The organism is Pseudomonas sp. Z3-6, assembly GCF_051131985.1.
GTDB classification, from domain to species: domain Bacteria; phylum Pseudomonadota; class Gammaproteobacteria; order Pseudomonadales; family Pseudomonadaceae; genus Aquipseudomonas; species Aquipseudomonas zanjanensis.
On the sequence record NZ_CP071644.1, the window covers coordinates 5456770 to 5473679 of the forward strand.

Below are 16910 nucleotides of genomic sequence, written 5' to 3' on the forward strand. Positions count from 1 at the left end.
ACCCGGCAACCACCGAGAATGCCCCACGTATTCAGGCGGCGGCCTGAAGCTCCAACCCCGTAGGAACGTTATGAAACTCGATAAAAAGCAGGCCATCGCCCGCAGAAACCTTGAACTGGGCGGCGCCGTACTGGGCGTCAACAACTGCCACTTCAGCGAATTGAACCGCAACCGTAACATCTTCTGGTTCGATATCCCGGTGGCGCGCCTGGCCATCGGTCAGTACGAATGGATCCACCTGCTGCTGCACACGCCGGCCACCGATGAGCTGCTGCACTTGAAAGTGCCGACCGTGTTCCTGCGCGAAAAAATGGAAGGCCTGGAAGTGCGCAACCAGGGTAAACGCAAGGCAGCCCTGAGCCTGGAGCTGAGCGCCGACAAGGATTCCTACCTGCAGGACATGCGGCCGGGTGGCACCAACCTGGATTTTGCGCAGTTCAGGTTGTAATGCTCCACATAGGTTGATTGCAGGGGAGCTGTTGTGGCGAGGGAGCTTGCTCCCGCTATGTGGGAGCAAGGCTTGCCCGCGATGGACGCGATGCGGTCTTACAGAATCGAGGCGCCTGTTTCGCGAGCAAGCTTTGCTCCCACAGCCCAGCGCGAGCAAGCTCCCTCGCCACAAAAAGCGGCCCCGCCTCGGGACATTCGCCGCACATGAAAAGCCCCGCATCAGCGGGGCTTTGTCATTGGCAACGGCCTTACTTCTTCAGCCCCAGCTTTTTAAGCTCTTCATCACGCAACTCGCGCCGCAGGATCTTGCCCACGTTGGTGGTAGGCAAGGCATCGCGGAATTCCACGGCCTTGGGCACCTTGTAGCCGGTGACGTTGGCGCGCATGTGCTCCATCACCTGTTCCTTGGTCAACGTGACACCCGGCCGTGCGACGATGAAGATCTTGATCGCCTCGCCAGACTTCTCGTCCGGGATGCCGATGGCCGCGCATTGCAGCACGCCCGGCAGGGTTGCCAGCACATCTTCCAGCTCGTTGGGGTACACGTTGAAACCGGAGATCAGGATCATGTCTTTCTTGCGATCGACGATGCGCATGTAGCCATCCGGCTGGATCAGCGCGATGTCACCGGTCTTGAGCCAGCCTTCGCTGTCGAGGATCTCATCGGTGGCTTCCTGGCGCTGCCAGTAGCCTTTCATGACCTGCGGGCCTTTCACGCACAACTCGCCGATTTCGCCCAACGGCTGTTCGACGCCCGCGTCATTGATCACCTTGCACAGCGTCGACGGCACGGGGATGCCGATGGTACCGACCTGGATGTGCTGGATCGGGTTGACCGTGGCCACCGGGCTGGTTTCGGTCATGCCATAACCTTCGCAGATCGGGCAACCAGTGACCGCTTTCCAGCGCTCGGCTGCCGCGAGTTGCAGGGCCATGCCACCGGACAGGGTGACTTTCAGGGCCGAGAAGTCCAGCTTGCGGAAGGCTTCGTTGTTGCACAGGGCCACGAACAGCGTATTGAGGCCGACGAAACCGCTGAACTTCCACTTCGACAGTTCCTTGACCATCGCCGAGAGGTCACGCGGGTTGCTGATCAGGATGTTGTGGTTGCCGATCAGCATCATCGCCATGCAATGAAAGGTGAACGCATAAATGTGGTAAAGCGGCAGTGGCGTGATCAGTACCTCACAACCTTCATTGAGGTTGGAGCCCATCAGCGCCTTGCACTGCAGCATGTTGGCCACCAGGTTGCGGTGGCTGAGCATCGCGCCCTTGGCCACGCCGGTGGTACCACCGGTGTATTGCAGCACGGCCACATCGTCGCTGGAGGGGTTGGCTTCGTTCACGGGCTGGCCGTGGCCTTTGCTCAACACGTCGTTGAACTTCACGGCCTTGGGCAAGTGATAGGCCGGGACCATTTTCTTGACGTACTTGATCACGCTGTTGATCAACAGGCGCTTGAGTGGCGGCAGCAGGTCGGCGACTTCGGTGACGATGACGTGCTTGACACCCGTCTTCGGCACCACGGTTTCCGCCAGGTGCGCCATGTTCGCCAGGCACACCAGCGCCTTGGCACCGGAGTCATTGAACTGGTGTTCCATTTCCCGCGCGGTGTACAACGGGTTGGTGTTGACCACGATCAGCCCGGCGCGGATCGCACCGAACACGGCCACCGGGTACTGGAGAACGTTGGGCAACTGCACGGCGATTCGATCGCCCGGCTGTAAATCGGTATGCTGTTGCAGGTACGCGGCAAACGCCCCGGACAACTCGTAGAGCTCACCGTAGGTGATCGTCTTGCCGAGGTTGCTGAATGCCGGCTTGTTGGCAAAGCGTTGGCAGGACTGCTTCAACACCGCCTGAATATTCGGATACTCGTCTGGATTGATGTCGGCAGCAATCCCAGCTGGGTACTTATCCTTCCAAAAGTCTTCGATCATGGAAGCCCACTCCTCAGCAACGCGAATTCTCACCGCATTTGATGCGATTATTATTGGTGTGTTTATTGGTGAATCTGGCTTGAATCAAGGCCGAGAAGTCACAAAAGCGCGCCGAGAGTAGCAGCTTTGCCGAGGGTCGCCTAGAGCCAAAAACAACCCCCATAGTCATAAACATGACTCATGACCATTCAATGGTCACTTTTAGAGTAAAAATTCCAAACCCCCGCTGCATCGCCCTGAATACACAAAAATCTGTGGGAGCGAGCCTGCTCGCGAAAGCGGCATATCAGTAACAAAGATGTTGGCTGATATGCCGCTTTCGCGAGCAGGCTCGCTCCCACAAAAAACACCATGAGGCAGGCGCCTCAGGCGATATCCCGCAACTCCCGCCGCAGGATCTTGCCCACCGGCGTCATCGGCAATGAGTCCCGCAAGACGATGTGCTTGGGAATCTTGTAGCCGGTGAAGTTCTCCTTGCAGTAGGCCTTGAGTTCTTCAAGGCTGACCCCGGTTTCCCGCGCCACCACGAACAACTTCACCGCCTCGCCCGAACGCTCGTCCGGCACGCCGATCACCGCGCAGTTGGCGACCTTGGGGTGGGCCATCACGACGTCTTCGATTTCGTTGGGGTACACGTTGAAACCCGAGACGATGATCATGTCCTTCTTGCGGTCAACGATGCGCACGAACCCGTCCGGGTCGATCACCGCGATGTCGCCGGACTTGAACCAGCCCTCGCTGTCCAGCACTTCGGCCGTGGCCTCGGGTTTGTTCCAGTAGCCTTTCATGATCTGCGGTCCCTTGATGCACAGCTCGCCACGCTCGCCCAGGGGTTGCTCGACGCCCTCGTCGTCGATCACTTTCATCAGCGTGCCCGGCACCGGCATCCCCACCGTGCCCAGGCGGGACTTGCCGCCATAAGGATTGGCGCTGGCCACCGGCGAGGTCTCGGTCAGGCCATACCCCTCGGTAATGCCGCAACCGGTAATCTGTTGCCAGCGCTCGGCGGTGGCCTTGATCAACGCGGTGCCGCCGGAGTTGGTGACCTTGAGGTGGGAAAAATCCAGGGTCTTGAAATCCGGATGGTCCATCAGCGCCACGAACAGCGTGTTGAGCCCCAGCAATAACGAGAAACGCCAGTTCTTCAGCTCCTTGATGAAGCCACCGATGTCCCGCGGATTGGTGATCAGCACGTTGTGGTTGCCGGTCACCATCATGCACATGCAGTTCGCCGTGAACGCATAGATATGGTACAGCGGCAATGGCGCGATCATGACCTCCTGGCCTTCGCGCAGCAGCGGCTGGCCGTCATCGCCGAGCTGTCCCAGGCACGCCCGGGCCTGTTGCATGTTGGCCACCAGGTTGCCGTGGGTCAGCATCGCCCCCTTTGCCAACCCGGTGGTGCCGCCGGTGTATTGCAGCACGGCAATGTCATCGAGGCTGACCTTCAACGGCTTGATGCCCTGGCCGCGTCCCAGGCGCAAGGCGCTCTTGAAGGAAATGGCCTGGGGCAGCGAATAGTCCGGGACCATTTTCTTGACCTTGCTCACCACCGTGTTGACCAGCCAGCCCTTGGCGGTGGGCATCAGGTCACCCATCTTCGCTTCGATCAGGTATTGCAAGTCCGTGTCGGGCAACACCTCCTGGACTTTCTGCCCGAACATGTTCAGGTACACCAGCGCCCGGGCACCGGAGTCCTTGAACTGATGACGCATTTCCCGCGGGGTGTACAGCGGGTTGGTGTTGACCACGATCAGCCCGGCGCGCAACGCACCGAACACGGCGATCGGGTACTGCAGGATGTTAGGCATCTGCACCGCGATACGATCGCCCGGCGCCAGGTCGGTATGGGCTTGCAGGTAACCGGCGAAGGCTGCGCTGTGGCGCTCGAGCTCGGCGTACGTGAGGGTCACCCCCATGTTGCTGAACGCCGGGCGGTCGGCGAATTTCTTGCAGGAACGCTCGAACACCTCGACCACCGACTTGTAGGCCCCAAGGTCGACATCCAGGGGCACGCCGGCCGGGCGCTTGTCATTCCAGAAATCAGGCTGCATTGTTTTTGTCCTCTTTACCTGAGCATATCCGGGCCGCGTCTGTATCGCTTGCAGAGGCGGAGCTCCTGGGACACTAGCAGCTATGGCGAATCAGGCAAATATGGCAACCTGCGTCATAGATTGTGTGAATCTTCCTCCCATGGATCAGCCTGATCAGGCGAGACGCAGCGGATGCGCTATACAATGCAGCGACGCAGCGTCTGACTTTGTGCAAAGGAACCGCCATGATCCACCAAACGTTCTGGCTGACCGCGACCGACCACAGCCGCCTGTTCGTCAACCAGTGGCTGCCTGAAACCGCCCCGTTGGCGGTGGTCATGCTGGCCCATGGCATGGCCGAACACAGCGGCCGCTACGCCCGCCTGGCCCAGGCGCTGTGCGACGAAGGTTACGGAGTCTACGCGCTGGACCTGCGCGGCCATGGCAAGACCGGCGAAGAAGCGATCCTCGGTCACTTTGCCGACGAGGACGGCTGGGCCAAGGTCGTGGGCGACCTGGCCAGCCTCAACCATCACATCGGCCAGCAACATCCGGATACGCCTATTCTGCTACTGGGCCACAGCATGGGCAGCTACCTGGCCCAGGGTTACCTGCTGCATCACAGCGCCAGCCTGCACGGGGCGATTCTCAGCGGCTCGAACTTTCAACCGGTGGTGCTCTATCGCAGCGCTCGCCTGATCGCCCGCTTCGAACGCCGACGCCAGGGTGCGGCGGGGCGCAGCGCCCTGATCGAGTGGCTGTCGTTCGGCAGTTTCAACAAGAAATTCAAGCCGACGCGTACCCCCTTCGACTGGCTCAGCCGTGACCCGATCGAAGTTGATAAATACATCCACGACCCCTTGTGCGGTTTCCGTTGCACCAATCAGCTTTGGATTGACCTGCTCGGCGGCTTGCAGCAAATCAGCAAAGCGTCCAATCTCGCCCAGATCGATCCGGGCCTGCCCCTGCTGGTGATCGGCGGTGAATGTGATCCGGTGAGCGAAGGCAAGCGTCTGAAGGATCTGGCCGACGCCCTGCGCGACGCCGGCAGCCAACACCTGCAATTGACGATTTACCCGCAGGCCCGGCACGAATTGTTCAATGAAACCAACCGCGATGAAGTGACCGCCGACGTGCTGGCCTGGATCGCCCAGGCCTTGGACCACAAGCGGCCGCCACGCAGCGAGTAGGTTTGCGACGCTTTTCTTTACCCCACAGGATCTGAAACAGATGACCCAGGTTACCAACACCCCTTACGAAGCCCTCGAAATCGGCCAGACCGCCAGCTACAGCAAGACCGTCGAGGAACGCGACATCCAGCTGTTCGCGGCGATGTCGGGCGATCACAACCCGGTGCACCTGGACGCCGAATTCGCCGCGGCGAGCATGTTCAAGGAGCGCATCGCCCATGGCATGTTCAGCGGTGCGCTGATCAGCGCGGCGGTGGCGTGTGAGTTGCCTGGGCCGGGCACCATCTACATCGGCCAGCAGATGAGTTTCCAGAAACCAGTGAAAATTGGCGACACCCTGACCGTGCGCCTGGAAATCCTGGAAAAACTGCCGAAGTTCCGCGTGCGTATCGCCACCCGCGTATTCAACCAGCGCGACGAGCTGGTAGTGGACGGCGAAGCCGAGATCCTCGCCCCGCGCAAGCAGCAGACCGTGACGTTGCCGACGTTGCCGGCGATTACTGTCGGTTGATGCACCCTGTGGATTGAATGAACTGTGGCGAGGGAGCTTGCTCCCGCTCGGCGGCGAAGCCGTCGTAAAAAAAGCGCCCGCGTTTGATCAGATCTAACGTGGGCGCCTTTTTTGGGGACGCTTCGCGCCCCAGCGGGAGCAAGCTCCCTCGCCACAGGGAACGCAGCGCGGCGGTTATTGCGGGTCTTCCCGCACCTGCACGCTCGCCGTCATCCCGGCGCTCAGGTTCACGCCCTCAGGCACCTTGTCCAGCTTGATCCGCACCGGGATCCGCTGGGCCAGGCGCACCCAGTTGAAGGTCGGCTCGACCTCCGCCAGCAACTGCGCATCGGGGTTGGTGTTGCGGTCGGTAATGCCACGACTGATGCTTTCGACATGCCCCTCCAGCGCATGGCCGGCACTCATCAGCCAGACCTTGACCGGATCGCCCACACGAATCCTGGGCAACTTGGTCTCTTCGAAATAGGCCTGAACATAAAACGTCGAGTCGTCGATCAGCGCCATGACCGGCTGCCCGGCATTCACGTAGTTGCCTTCGGCCAGGCGCAGGTTGGTGATGTGGCCGCTGCGGGGGGCCAGGACCTGGCTGCGGGCCAGGTTGAGTTCGGCCACCTTGGCCTCGGCCTGGGCTTCGCGCAATTCACCCCGGGCGATGCCGGCGTTGATCTGGGCGTTTTCCCGCAGTTCGGCACTGATGGCCTGGGGCCCCAAGGCGGCGCGGCGACTGGCTTCGTGTTCACGCAGACTCAACTGCTGCTGGCGTGTCTGGACCACGGCCCGGGCCTTCTCCAGCGCCGCTTCGAAACGCTCGCGATCAATGCTCAACAGCAGGTCGCCAGCCTTGACCTGCTGGTTATCCACCGCCTTGAGCTCGCGCACCCACCCCGACACATCGGGGGCAATCACCACCACGTCGGCGCGGATCCGCGCATCGCGGGTCCAGGGTGTGAGCATGTAGTACTGCCACAGGTGAAAGCCGGCGAAGATCGCCACGGCCACCATGCACAGCGTGACGGCAACACGTACGGATGTACGCATGTTCAACTCCTATAGCGGCCCGAGGACCACGGTAATAACAGTCAGGACACAGACATACAGGGCGCAGTCGAACAAGGCTTCATGCCAGATCCAGCGCCCGGCCGGCACCAGGCTGAGCAACAGGCGCAACGCACCCGTCACCAGCAAGGCCAGCACCACATAAATCAGGAACGGGCTGAGCAACACCCCGCCGATCGACCACTCACGCAAGCCCATGGCTGTGCTCCCGTCGTTCAGGTTCGTGCTGGCGGCACCAGGCGCGCCAGCTGTTTTGCAATTGCACCACCGCGCCTTGGGCCAGCTTCAGTGCGTCACCGGGCGGCTGGGCAGCCAGCACGTTCAGGAACTCGGCGCTCGCCGGGGCCAGCGCATCGGCCTGGTCACCGGCCGGGCCGCGTTCGAGTACCTGCTCCAACGCTTCGAAATAACGGCGCTGCGCCCGGGTATCGGGCACTTGGGCGACGGCCAGGCTCAGGCGCAAATGCAGCAACTCATCGCCAATGTCCAAGCCAAGCAAACCATCATCCCAACGGCTGCGCGCCTGCACCGGCAATTCAGGGTAATGCCGCGCCAGCTGCAACAGCCGGTCGGCCATGCGCCCACCGAACCAGCTCTCGGCGCCACGCAGGCTGCGATGGGTCAGGCGCACCAGATCGTGGAGGGTCGCCGCCAGCAGGCGGCGGCTGTGCCAGGCCGGGTTGCGCAAAATCAGCAGATTGAAAGCCAGCACCGCCGCGCCCACCCCGATCATCATCGCCTGGGCGTTGTTGAAGAACGCCGCGACGTCGTATTTCATCGCATTGAGCGGCGAAATCAGCACCACGAAATGCAGGCAGAACGACGTCGCCGTGGCGAAGATCTGCGGCTTGGCCATGCCCAATGCGCCGAAAAACAACGGCACGCCCATGGCCATGCACAGCATTGCGAAACTGCTCCATTGCGGCAGTATGAGCTCGCCGATCACGAACGCCGTGGGCACGGCCAACAGGATGCCCCGTAGAAAACTCATGCCGATCTGCGCGCCGTTTTCACGACTGGCGAACAGGCTGCACACCACGCACGTCAGCAGCATCGCACCCGATGCGGCGGGCCAGGCGGTCGCCAGCCAGAAACAGGCAACGACCAGGAACGCCAGGGCGCTGCGAGCGCCGAAGACCATGGCCAGGGACAAGTCGCGATGGGGCGCCAGGGTGCGAGGTGGATCCGCCGCTTCCCTACCCTCCTGCACCGCCGTCAAGGCGGCGCAGGCGGCCAGGGCAGTATCGAGCAACAAGGCGAAGCGAGCCAGGCAGTAACTTTGCGCCGCGCTGAACTGCGGATCGTGGGACGCATCCCATACCCGGGGACGCAAGGCTTGGAGGGTCGCACTGTCGGCGTCGAGGGCTTGCTGTACCTCGTTCATCCATGGCTGGAGCGCCACGGTTTCCTCGGGGTCGAGCTGCTTCCACTGCCGCCGCACCGAGCGTGAAAGGCGCAACAGCATCAGCAACTTCTGGCTCAAGCCGCTGATGGCCCGGGCGCGCTGCCGGCCACGGCTGCCTTCGAACCAGGCATGTTCACGCTGGGCATCCACCGCGACAATCCTGCCCAGGATTTCCAGCAACCCTTTACGGGCCTGGGCATCGCCGGCCAGGGTCGCACGGGCGGCCTGCATACCGCTTTGCCACGCCGCCAGCGCCTGACCGGCCAATTGCCGCTCGACCCGCAACGGCCAGAGCAAGGCGCTGGCCGCCGTGGCGCAGACGATGCCCAGGCTGATCTCGGTGCAGCGCGCCACCGCCTGATCGAACACGCCCAGCGGATGGGAAAGGGCCGGCAAGGCAATGATCGCCACCGTGTAACCGGCCAACACGAATGAGTACGACCAGGCACTGCGCAGCAGCGTCGAGCAGGCCGTGCACAGGCCCAACCAGAGTGCCAACGCCAGCAGGAATAACCACGGTGCCTGGGCGAACAGGCCCATGAACACCACCGACATGACGGTGCCCACCAATGTGCCGAGCAATCGCGCCAAGCCCTTCTGCACCACCATCCCGGACAAGGGCTGGGCGACGATGAACGCGGTCATCAGCGCCCACGACGGCTGCTCCAGCCCCAAGCGCAAGGCCAGCCACAACGCCAACCCACCGCCGAGCACGGTCTTGATGGCGAACTGCAGGGCAAGGCGGTCGGGGGCGAACAAGGCCTGGATAGTAATGGGCACGCGGAAAACTCTTTGGGGGACGCCAGTAACAATAGATGCAATGCGAGGGGATGGGCGATGCAATTATTAGCTAGCTATCTATTGGAGTCCAGAGCTGATTGTGGATGGATTCAACAACACACTTTTTCTGTTTGATGCTGAATGAGTTGAAATGCCATCGACCTGACTCCCCTGACCTTGTGGCGAGGGGATTTATCCCCGCTGGGCTGAAGCGGGCCCAAAAACAAATGGGGCCGCTACGCGACCCAGCGGGGATAAATCCCCTCGCCACAACAGCGTTCACCTTCAACCTGAGTCGTCACACACAAAAAAACGCCAGCATGCTGGCGTTTTTTTGTGCGTGACGGGTTGTTTAGCTCGCGCGCGCCTGGTTACGCAGCGCCTTGACCTGGTCATGGTTGCGTTGCACACCGTGGTACTGACGCTCCACAAGGTCACGGATGCCCACCAAGTTGTGTTTGTTGATCTTCTCGATGGCTTCCTTGTACGCCTTCAGCGCGTGGTCTTCGCCGCGCTCGGCTTCGTTCAACACGGCTTCTTCATCCTTGCCGGTGAACATGGATTTTACATCTACCCAACGGCGGTGCAGGTCACCGGCGACGCTGGTGGAAGTTTCCGGATCGCCGCCCAAGGAACGAACCGCTGCTTGCAGCTCAGCCGCGGCGGTTGCGCAATCTGCGGCGCGCTTGACAAACAGAGCCTTGAGTTCGGGGTGCTTGATATCTTCAGCGCAGGTCTTGAAGCCTTCCTGGCCATCCTTGCTGGTCTCGATCAGGTCGTTCAAGACAGAGATGGATTCTTTGTTGATGTCAGTCATTTTTCAGTTCCTTTGCTGGTGAATAAAAACCTGCAAGGGATATTGCATTGGCCATGCCAGCCCTCAATAAAAGTTAATTTTCTTTAAAATCAGAAAGTTAACTAACACGCAAAAATCTGTATCCGCGCGATTTGCATGATCTGTCATTTGGCCTGCATGCAGAATGCCTGTATTTTCGAGGCAGGTTTGAATCAAGACAATTGCCATGAATCCGGAAAAGCTCGAATTGCTCGTCACACGCCAAATGCCCTTCGGAAAATACAAGGGCCGAATCCTCGCCGACCTGCCGGGTCAATACCTGAACTGGTTCGCTCGCGAAGGTTTCCCGAAGGGAGAGCTGGGCGGTTTGCTGGCCTTGATGCAGGAAATCGACCACAACGGCTTGTCCGACCTGCTGGACCCATTGCGCGCCAAACATGGCCTGCCCAAACCTCGCCATTGACTGACTGAGACCGCCATGCCCGAGAACACGCTGCGCGCCCACGATGAAGTTTTCTGGCGAACCTTCGTCGACCGCTACGACATCGACCCCGCCGGGCCGCTCAATCTGGAAAACGGCTACTTCGGGCGTATGTCCCGCACCGTGGTGGAGGAGTACCAGCGCAACATCGAATTCATTAACCGTGGCAATTCGGTGTACGTGCGCCAGCATTTCGACCTGGAACACGGCGAAGCCATTCGGCGGCAGGTGGCCCGGCTGATCCACGCGTCCCCCCAGAGCGTGGCCTTGGCTGGCAGCGCCGTGGATGCCCTGCAAACGTTGATTCGCAACTACAACGGCCTCAAGCCGGGCGATCAGGTGCTGATCTGCGATGTGGAGTACGCCTCGGTCAAAAGCGCCATGCGCTGGCTGGCCCGCCAGCGTGGCGTGGAAGTGATCGAAATTGTCCACCAGCACCCCGCCAGCTTCGAAAGCCTGGTGGGCACTTATCGCGAAGCGTTCATTCGCTATCCGCGCCTCAAGCTGATGGCGCTGACCTACGTCAACCACCTCACCGGCTTGGTGATGCCGGTCCAGGCCATTGCCGAGAGCGCCCGGGAATTTGCCGTCGATATCATCCTCGACGGTGCCCATGCCCTGGGCCAGATCGATTTCGACCTGAAGAAGCTCGGGATCGAATTCGCCGGATTCAACCTGCAGAAGTGGATCGGCGGCCCGCTCTCCCAAGGCTTCCTGTACATCGCCCCACAGCGGTTGGCCGACATCGATCCGGACATGGACGAAGACAGCTATCCCACCACCGACGTCCGCTCCCGCACGCCCCACAGCACGCCGAACATCCCCGCCTTGCTCACCCTGCCCCTGGTCTTCGAAGAACATCGGGCCCTGGGGGGTGCCTTGGCCAAGGGCGCGCGCCTCTGTTACCTGCGTGACTTGTGGGTGGACGCCGTGCGCGATGTACCGGGCATCGAAGTCATGACCCCGGATGACCGGCGCCTCTATTGCGGCATCACGGCGATGCGCTTTACCGCCCACACCGATCAACAGGCGATGGCTGATCGATTGCTCAATGAGCATGGGATCTTCACGGTAGTGCGCCAGACCAGCACCGGGCCGTGCATCCGCATTACTCCGGGGTTGATTACCTTGGCGAGTGATATCGAGCGGTTGACCCAGGCACTGATCCATCTGAGCCGCACCTAGATCCCTTGCCACAGGAAATCTTTGCCGGCATGAAAACCCGGGCAAAAAAAAACGGTGCGCCGACCAAGCGCACCGTAAACCGTAGAACACCCAACGAGGTTCGGTAAAAAATCAGTCCAGCAGGGCCAAGGCCTCGGCGGTGCATTCCTGAATGCGGGCCCAGTCGCCGTTCTTGATCCACTCCGGATCGAGCATCCAGCTACCGCCCACGCACATCACGTTTTTCAACGCCATGTAGCTCTTGATGTTGGCCGGGCTCACGCCGCCGGTCGGGCAGAATTTCACTTCGCCGAACGGACCGCCCAAGGCCTTGATGGCCGCGACGCCGCCGCTGACTTCGGCCGGGAACAGTTTGAAGCGGCGATAGCCCAGGCCGTAGCCTTCCATGATGCCCGAGGCGTTGCTGATGCCGGGCAGCAAGGGGATCGGGCTGTAGACGCTGGCTTCGAGCAGATCACGGGTAATGCCCGGGGTGACGATGAACTGCGAACCGGCAGCCTCGGCGGCGGCCAGCATGTGGCGGTCGAGCACCGTGCCGGCGCCGGTCACCAGTTCCGGACGCTGCTCGCGCAGCACCTGGATGGCCTTGAGGCCGTATTGGGAACGCAGCGTCACTTCCAGCGCCGTCAGGCCGCCGGCGGCCAGGGCATCGGCCAGCGGCAGGATGTCCTGTTCACGGGCGATGGTGATCACCGGCAGGATCCGCGCCTTGGCGCAGAGGCTGTCGATCAGGGCAACTTTGTCCGCCATGGAAACGGTCGGGGATGGGTTTGTCATAGCGGCTGATCCTTGGTTCATGGGCACCAGTAAATCTCTAACGTAGGTTGCAGAAACGCGCGGATCGGCATTTCGGCGACGTCGTCACCCGCCACCGCAGCGTTCAATGTGGTCAACTTCGATTGGCCGGAAATCGACAGCACTTTGTGTTGCGCCGAAGCCAGCAAGGCGCGGCTCATGGTCAGGCGCTGGTGCGGCACGGTCGGCGCCAGCATCGGCCAGCAGCGGCGTGCGCCATTGATGTCCAGGGCCTGGGCCAGGTTCGGACTGTCGGGGAACAGCGAGGCGGTATGCCCGTCATCGCCCATGCCCAGTACCAACACGTCGATAGGCGGCAGCTCGGCCAGCAAACGGTCCGCCTGTTCGGCCGCCGCTTCCAGGTTGGCGCTGGCGCTGTAGAGGCTCAGGAACTGGGCCTTGGCCGCCGCGCCTTGCAACAGGTAACGCTTGAGCAGGCCGGCGTTGCTGTCGGCGTGCTCAACCGGTACCCAGCGCTCGTCGGCCAGGCTGACCACCACTTTGGACCAGTCCAGCGCCTGCTTGGCCAGGTGTTGGAAAAACGCCACCGGGCTGCGGCCACCGGAGACCACCAGGGTCGCCGCACCGCGCGCGTCGATTGCGTTGCGCAACTGCTCGGCCACCTTCAGCGCCAGGCCTTCGGCCAGCAGCACCGGATTCTTGAATGCATGGGCGCTGACGCCCTGCGGCAGTTTCACATCAGATATCGCCATACCACGACCTCCCATCCCGCGTGATCAGTGCAATGGAGCTCATCGGCCCCCACGACCCGGCCGCATACGGCTTGGGCGCATCGCCGGACTTCTTCCACCCGGCGATCAACTGGTCACACCACGTCCACGCGGCTTCAATTTCATCTTTACGGACAAACAGGTTCTGATTGCCGTTCATGACTTCCAGCAACAACCGCTCGTAGGCATCGGGGATACGTGCGCTGCGATAGGTGTCGGAGAAGTTGAGTTGCAGCGGACCACTGCGCAATTGCATGCCCTTGTCCAGGCCCTGCTCCTTGGTCATCACCCGCAAGGAAATCCCTTCGTCCGGTTGCAGGCGGATGATCAGCTTGTTGCTGATCTGCAAGCGCTGCTCGGGGGCGAAGATGTAGTGGGACGGTTCCTTGAAGTGAATGACGATCTGCGACAGCTTCTGCGGCATGCGCTTGCCGGTACGCAGGTAAAACGGCACCCCAGCCCAACGCCAGTTGCGGATGTCGGCGCGCAGGGCGACGAACGTCTCGGTGTCGCTCTGGGTGTTGGAATTGGGTTCTTCGAGGTAGCCAGGCACCGCCTTGCCTTCGCTATGGCCGGCGATGTACTGGCCGCGCACCACCTGGGTGGTCAGGCCTTCCGGGCTGATCGGCGCCAGGGCCTTGAGCACCTTGACCTTCTCGTCGCGGATGCTGTCGGCGGACAAGTCGGCCGGAGGATCCATGGCGATCAGGCACAACAGCTGGAGCAGGTGGTTCTGGATCATGTCCCGCAGTTGGCCGGCCTTGTCGAAATAACCCCAGCGGCCCTCGATACCGACCTTCTCGGCCACGGTGATTTCCACGTGGGAGATGTAGTTCTGGTTCCACTGGGTCTCGAACAGGCTGTTGGCGAACCGCAACGCGATCAGGTTCTGGACCGTTTCTTTGCCCAGGTAATGGTCGATGCGATAGGTACGGTTTTCCGGAAAGAACTGCGCCACGGCGTCGTTGACCTTGCGCGACGACTCCAGGTCCGAGCCGATCGGTTTTTCCAGGACGACGCGGGTATTTTCGCTCAAGCCAACCTTCGCCAGGTTCTCGCAGATCGCCCCATACACCGCCGCCGGGGTGGCGAAATAGGCAATGACCTGCTGGGCCGAACCGGCCGCTTCGGCCAGGGCAACGTAATCGTCGGCCTTGAGGAAATCCACGTGCAGATAGGTCAAACGTGCCAGGAAGCGCTCGAGCACGGCCTCGTCCACGTCTTTTTCCCCCACGTAGCGACGCAGCTCGGCGGCAATGAATGCCAGGTGCTGCTGCTCGCCGCCGGGTTCACGGGCCAGCGCTATGATCCGCGTGTCCTCGTGCAACAGTTGAGCGCCATCGAGTTGATACAGGGCAGGAAAGAGCTTGCGCAGGGCCAGATCGCCCAACGCGCCGAACAAGGCAAAGGTGCACGGTTCAACCGTAATCGAAGGCATGATGTTTGTTCTTTTATCAAGTTAAACTACAAATACCTTTTTTCAAGGTATCACTCAAGGAAAAATGTAGTAATAACCACAACATTTTTCGAAAATACCGATTCCGAGTGGTGGTCCGCCGGAGCCATCAGTAGGATAGGCCACCGCAAAGGGTCGTATCAAAGACCCGTCTTCCTAGGAATCTTGTATGGACCGCGTGCGAAATCTACTGGAACAGATCCAGAGTCGCCTTGAAGACCTGAACAAGGCCGAACGCAAGGTGGCCGAGATCATCCTGCTCAACCCGCAGCAGGCCACCCGCTTCAGCATCGCCGCCCTCGCCCAGGCGGCTTCGGTCAGCGAACCGACCGTCAACCGCTTCTGCCGCTCGTTCGGCGTCAGCGGCTACCCGGAACTCAAGCTGCAATTGGCCCAGAGCCTGGCCAGCGGCGCCGCTTATGTAAGCCGCGCAGTGGAAGCCGACGACAACCCTGAAGCCTATACCCGCAAGATCTTTGGCAGCGCCATTGCCTCATTGGACAGCGCCTGCCAGGCCCTTGATCCCAATTTGATCAGCCGCGCCGTGGACCTGTTGATCCAGGCCCGGCAGATCCACTTCTTCGGCCTCGGCGCCTCCGCCCCGGTGGCCCTGGATGCCCAGCACAAGTTTTTTCGCTTCAACCTGGCGGTGACCGCCCACGCCGACGTGCTGATGCAGCGCATGATCGCGTCGGTGGCCCATACCGGCGAACTGTTCGTAATCATTTCCTACACCGGCCGCACCCGCGAGCTGGTGGAAGTGGCACGCATCGCCCGGGAAAACGGCGCCTCGGTGCTGGGCCTGACCGCCGAAGGTTCGCCGCTGGCGAAGGCCAGCACCCTGAGCCTGAACATCCCCCTACCCGAAGACACTGACATCTATATGCCGATGACCTCGCGGATCATCCAGCTCACCGTGCTGGACGTGCTCGCCACCGGCATGACCCTGCGCCGGGGCGTGGACTTCCAGCCGCACCTGCGCAAGATCAAGGAAAGCCTGAATGCCAGCCGGTATCCGGTGGGGGATGAGTTCAACTGATTCGGTCCAGAATCTCTAGCGTCTGGTAGTCCGTCTTCGCGAGCAGGCTCGCTCCCACAGGGGTTTTGTGAACACCAAAGATCCAATGTGGGAGCGAGCCTGTCGCGAAGGGGCCAGCCGCCACACCAGAGATCCTGGCCTAAGCCCCCACCCACGCCTGCAAACTCAAGTGCGCCCGCTCCCCCGGCGCCAGGCACAGGCTGTCGGTGCCGCCACTGGCCGCTTCGACACAGACAAACTCATTGACCTCATCCCAACTCACGCCCAGCAACGGCCGGGTGCCGGGATGCCAGACCACGGTGTCGGCGCTGTCACCGGTGTCGATGCACAATTCGCGCTGCCAGGCGTGATCCTTGAGCTGCAATTCGCCTTCATGCTGGAACACCCGCTGGCAGCCGCCCTCGACCCGTAACTCGCCTTCCTGCTGGCAAGCTTCGCGGCTCAACTGGTCATAACCCTGGGCGCCTTCGAGCCCAGACAGCGCTACCTCGCCGACATCACCGATACGCCAGTAAGCGTGCAAAGCCTGGCTCAACTGGCACGGCAGGCTGTCCTGATGCTCGGTGCTCAAGCGCAGCTCCATGCGTTCACCCAGGTCGGCATGCAGGTCCACTTGCCAGTCGCACAACTGCAGTTGCCAGTGCAAATGCACGCCCTCTTCATCACTGCGGCTGTCCAGCAGTTTCCAATCGATCAACCGTGCCCAACCGTGGGACGGCCAGGCGTTTTCGCTGGGATGACGGCCATACCACGGCCAGCACACCGGCACCCCGCCGCGTATCGCTCCGACTTGCGGCCACTTGGCCGCGCACCACAACCAGGGCTTCTGGCCGCGCGGCTGGAAGTGCAGCAACTGCGCGCCCTGGCGACTGAACACCGCCTGGCACAACGGGTGATCGATCACCAGCACATCGCGCTGCCGATAGCGCTCCCACGCGAATACCGGGCGCTCGCGCAAGGATCTGAAAAAGCGTTGTAGCGGATGCTCATGCATGGGCCGCGGTCCTGGAAATCATTGAATAACTCATCTGTTTGCAACGCTTGCTTTTGTGGCGAGGGAGC

General features: G+C 61.3%; 16 protein-coding genes. 6 read left to right on the forward strand and 10 right to left on the reverse strand.

What is annotated here, in order from left to right; genetic code table 11:
- Nucleotides 1-70: 70 nt before the first annotated feature.
- On the forward strand, nt 71-448 hold the full coding sequence (locus tag J3P88_RS23675) for a hypothetical protein (RefSeq protein WP_186709198.1): 378 nt from the start codon (nt 71-73) through the stop codon (nt 446-448).
- A gap of 250 nt (nt 449-698) precedes the next feature.
- Here J3P88_RS23675 and fadD1 read toward each other — a convergent pair whose 3' ends face one another.
- Both fadD1 and fadD2 read right to left on the reverse strand, forming a co-directional pair.
- Nucleotides 699-2390 (reverse strand): long-chain-fatty-acid--CoA ligase FadD1, encoded by a 1692-nt coding sequence (gene fadD1 / locus J3P88_RS23680; protein WP_186709199.1) that lies wholly within the window; start codon nt 2388-2390, stop codon nt 699-701.
- Between the two features lie 365 nt (nt 2391-2755).
- Complete coding sequence (fadD2, locus tag J3P88_RS23685; RefSeq protein ID WP_186730493.1) at nt 2756-4444, reverse strand: long-chain-fatty-acid--CoA ligase FadD2; 1689 nt, start codon at nt 4442-4444, stop codon at nt 2756-2758.
- A 224-nt stretch (nt 4445-4668) separates the two neighbouring features.
- On the opposite strand from fadD2, the gene J3P88_RS23690 reads away from it, so the two are divergent.
- Both J3P88_RS23690 and J3P88_RS23695 read left to right on the forward strand, forming a co-directional pair.
- Nucleotides 4669-5613 carry a lysophospholipase gene (locus J3P88_RS23690; RefSeq protein WP_434571934.1) on the forward strand — a complete coding sequence of 315 codons (945 nt, stop codon included), beginning with the start codon at nt 4669-4671 and terminating at the stop codon, nt 5611-5613.
- 40 nt (nt 5614-5653) lie between these two features.
- Entirely contained in the window at nt 5654-6124 is a 471-nt protein-coding gene (locus tag J3P88_RS23695) for a MaoC family dehydratase (RefSeq protein ID WP_014336929.1), read from the forward strand.
- Between the two features lie 174 nt (nt 6125-6298).
- Here J3P88_RS23695 and J3P88_RS23700 read toward each other — a convergent pair whose 3' ends face one another.
- From J3P88_RS23700 to J3P88_RS23715, 4 genes are all read right to left on the reverse strand, one after another.
- Nucleotides 6299-7162: an efflux RND transporter periplasmic adaptor subunit gene (locus J3P88_RS23700; RefSeq protein WP_186730491.1), complete on the reverse strand. Its 864-nt coding sequence runs from the start codon at nt 7160-7162 to the stop codon at nt 6299-6301.
- A gap of 9 nt (nt 7163-7171) precedes the next feature.
- Entirely contained in the window at nt 7172-7378 is a 207-nt protein-coding gene (locus J3P88_RS23705; RefSeq protein ID WP_003198565.1) for a DUF1656 domain-containing protein, read from the reverse strand.
- The gene (locus J3P88_RS23710) at nt 7365-9365 is read right to left on the reverse strand and encodes an FUSC family protein (protein ID WP_434571937.1); all 2001 of its coding nucleotides are present in this window, start codon (nt 9363-9365) and stop codon (nt 7365-7367) included. The genes J3P88_RS23705 and J3P88_RS23710 overlap by 14 nt, the downstream gene beginning before the upstream one ends.
- Nucleotides 9366-9717: 352 nt before the next feature.
- Nucleotides 9718-10182, reverse strand: coding sequence for a PA2169 family four-helix-bundle protein (locus tag J3P88_RS23715; RefSeq protein WP_186709209.1), 465 nt, complete (start codon nt 10180-10182; stop codon nt 9718-9720).
- Between the two features lie 205 nt (nt 10183-10387).
- On the opposite strand from J3P88_RS23715, the gene J3P88_RS23720 reads away from it, so the two are divergent.
- Both J3P88_RS23720 and J3P88_RS23725 read left to right on the forward strand, forming a co-directional pair.
- Complete coding sequence (locus tag J3P88_RS23720; RefSeq protein ID WP_053119117.1) at nt 10388-10624, forward strand: DUF3820 family protein; 237 nt, start codon at nt 10388-10390, stop codon at nt 10622-10624.
- Nucleotides 10625-10639: 15 nt separating this feature from the next.
- A complete protein-coding gene (locus J3P88_RS23725; protein ID WP_434571940.1) occupies nt 10640-11827 on the forward strand; it encodes an aminotransferase class V-fold PLP-dependent enzyme in 1188 nt (395 codons plus the stop codon).
- Nucleotides 11828-11938: 111 nt separating this feature from the next.
- On the opposite strand, the gene J3P88_RS23730 is transcribed toward J3P88_RS23725, so the two are convergent.
- From J3P88_RS23730 to zwf, 3 genes are read right to left on the reverse strand one after another with little or no spacing between them, the layout of a single operon-like run.
- Nucleotides 11939-12604 carry a bifunctional 4-hydroxy-2-oxoglutarate aldolase/2-dehydro-3-deoxy-phosphogluconate aldolase gene (locus J3P88_RS23730; protein ID WP_053119112.1) on the reverse strand — a complete coding sequence of 222 codons (666 nt, stop codon included), beginning with the start codon at nt 12602-12604 and terminating at the stop codon, nt 11939-11941.
- A 17-nt stretch (nt 12605-12621) separates the two neighbouring features.
- Nucleotides 12622-13335, reverse strand: a complete 714-nt coding sequence (pgl, locus tag J3P88_RS23735) for a 6-phosphogluconolactonase (protein WP_186709215.1) — start codon at nt 13333-13335, stop codon at nt 12622-12624.
- Complete coding sequence (gene zwf / locus J3P88_RS23740; RefSeq protein ID WP_186709220.1) at nt 13322-14791, reverse strand: glucose-6-phosphate dehydrogenase; 1470 nt, start codon at nt 14789-14791, stop codon at nt 13322-13324. Before zwf ends, pgl begins: the two co-directional genes overlap by 14 nt.
- 196 nt (nt 14792-14987) lie before the next feature.
- Between zwf and J3P88_RS23745 the strand changes: the two genes are divergently transcribed.
- Complete coding sequence (locus J3P88_RS23745) at nt 14988-15848, forward strand: MurR/RpiR family transcriptional regulator (RefSeq protein WP_170842276.1); 861 nt, start codon at nt 14988-14990, stop codon at nt 15846-15848.
- 139 nt (nt 15849-15987) lie between these two features.
- On the opposite strand, the gene J3P88_RS23750 is transcribed toward J3P88_RS23745, so the two are convergent.
- Complete coding sequence (locus tag J3P88_RS23750) at nt 15988-16842, reverse strand: D-hexose-6-phosphate mutarotase (protein ID WP_186709221.1); 855 nt, start codon at nt 16840-16842, stop codon at nt 15988-15990.
- Nucleotides 16843-16910: the final 68 nt, after the last annotated feature.

What these genes read in the sequence shown, in the direction of transcription:
- J3P88_RS23675 (WP_186709198.1), top strand. Translation starts at nt 71, where the DNA reads ATGAAACTCGATAAAAAGCAGGCCATCGCCCGCAGAAACCTTGAACTG.
- fadD1 (WP_186709199.1), bottom strand. Translation starts at nt 2,390, where the DNA reads ATGATCGAAGACTTTTGGAAGGATAAGTACCCAGCTGGGATTGCTGCC.
- fadD2 (WP_186730493.1), bottom strand. Translation starts at nt 4,444, where the DNA reads ATGCAGCCTGATTTCTGGAATGACAAGCGCCCGGCCGGCGTGCCCCTG.
- J3P88_RS23690 (WP_434571934.1), top strand. Translation starts at nt 4,669, where the DNA reads ATGATCCACCAAACGTTCTGGCTGACCGCGACCGACCACAGCCGCCTG.
- J3P88_RS23695 (WP_014336929.1), top strand. Translation starts at nt 5,654, where the DNA reads ATGACCCAGGTTACCAACACCCCTTACGAAGCCCTCGAAATCGGCCAG.
- J3P88_RS23700 (WP_186730491.1), bottom strand. Translation starts at nt 7,162, where the DNA reads ATGCGTACATCCGTACGTGTTGCCGTCACGCTGTGCATGGTGGCCGTG.
- J3P88_RS23705 (WP_003198565.1), bottom strand. Translation starts at nt 7,378, where the DNA reads ATGGGCTTGCGTGAGTGGTCGATCGGCGGGGTGTTGCTCAGCCCGTTC.
- J3P88_RS23715 (WP_186709209.1), bottom strand. Translation starts at nt 10,182, where the DNA reads ATGACTGACATCAACAAAGAATCCATCTCTGTCTTGAACGACCTGATC.
- J3P88_RS23720 (WP_053119117.1), top strand. Translation starts at nt 10,388, where the DNA reads ATGAATCCGGAAAAGCTCGAATTGCTCGTCACACGCCAAATGCCCTTC.
- J3P88_RS23725 (WP_434571940.1), top strand. Translation starts at nt 10,640, where the DNA reads ATGCCCGAGAACACGCTGCGCGCCCACGATGAAGTTTTCTGGCGAACC.
- J3P88_RS23730 (WP_053119112.1), bottom strand. Translation starts at nt 12,604, where the DNA reads ATGACAAACCCATCCCCGACCGTTTCCATGGCGGACAAAGTTGCCCTG.
- pgl (WP_186709215.1), bottom strand. Translation starts at nt 13,335, where the DNA reads ATGGCGATATCTGATGTGAAACTGCCGCAGGGCGTCAGCGCCCATGCA.
- zwf (WP_186709220.1), bottom strand. Translation starts at nt 14,791, where the DNA reads ATGCCTTCGATTACGGTTGAACCGTGCACCTTTGCCTTGTTCGGCGCG.
- J3P88_RS23750 (WP_186709221.1), bottom strand. Translation starts at nt 16,842, where the DNA reads ATGCATGAGCATCCGCTACAACGCTTTTTCAGATCCTTGCGCGAGCGC.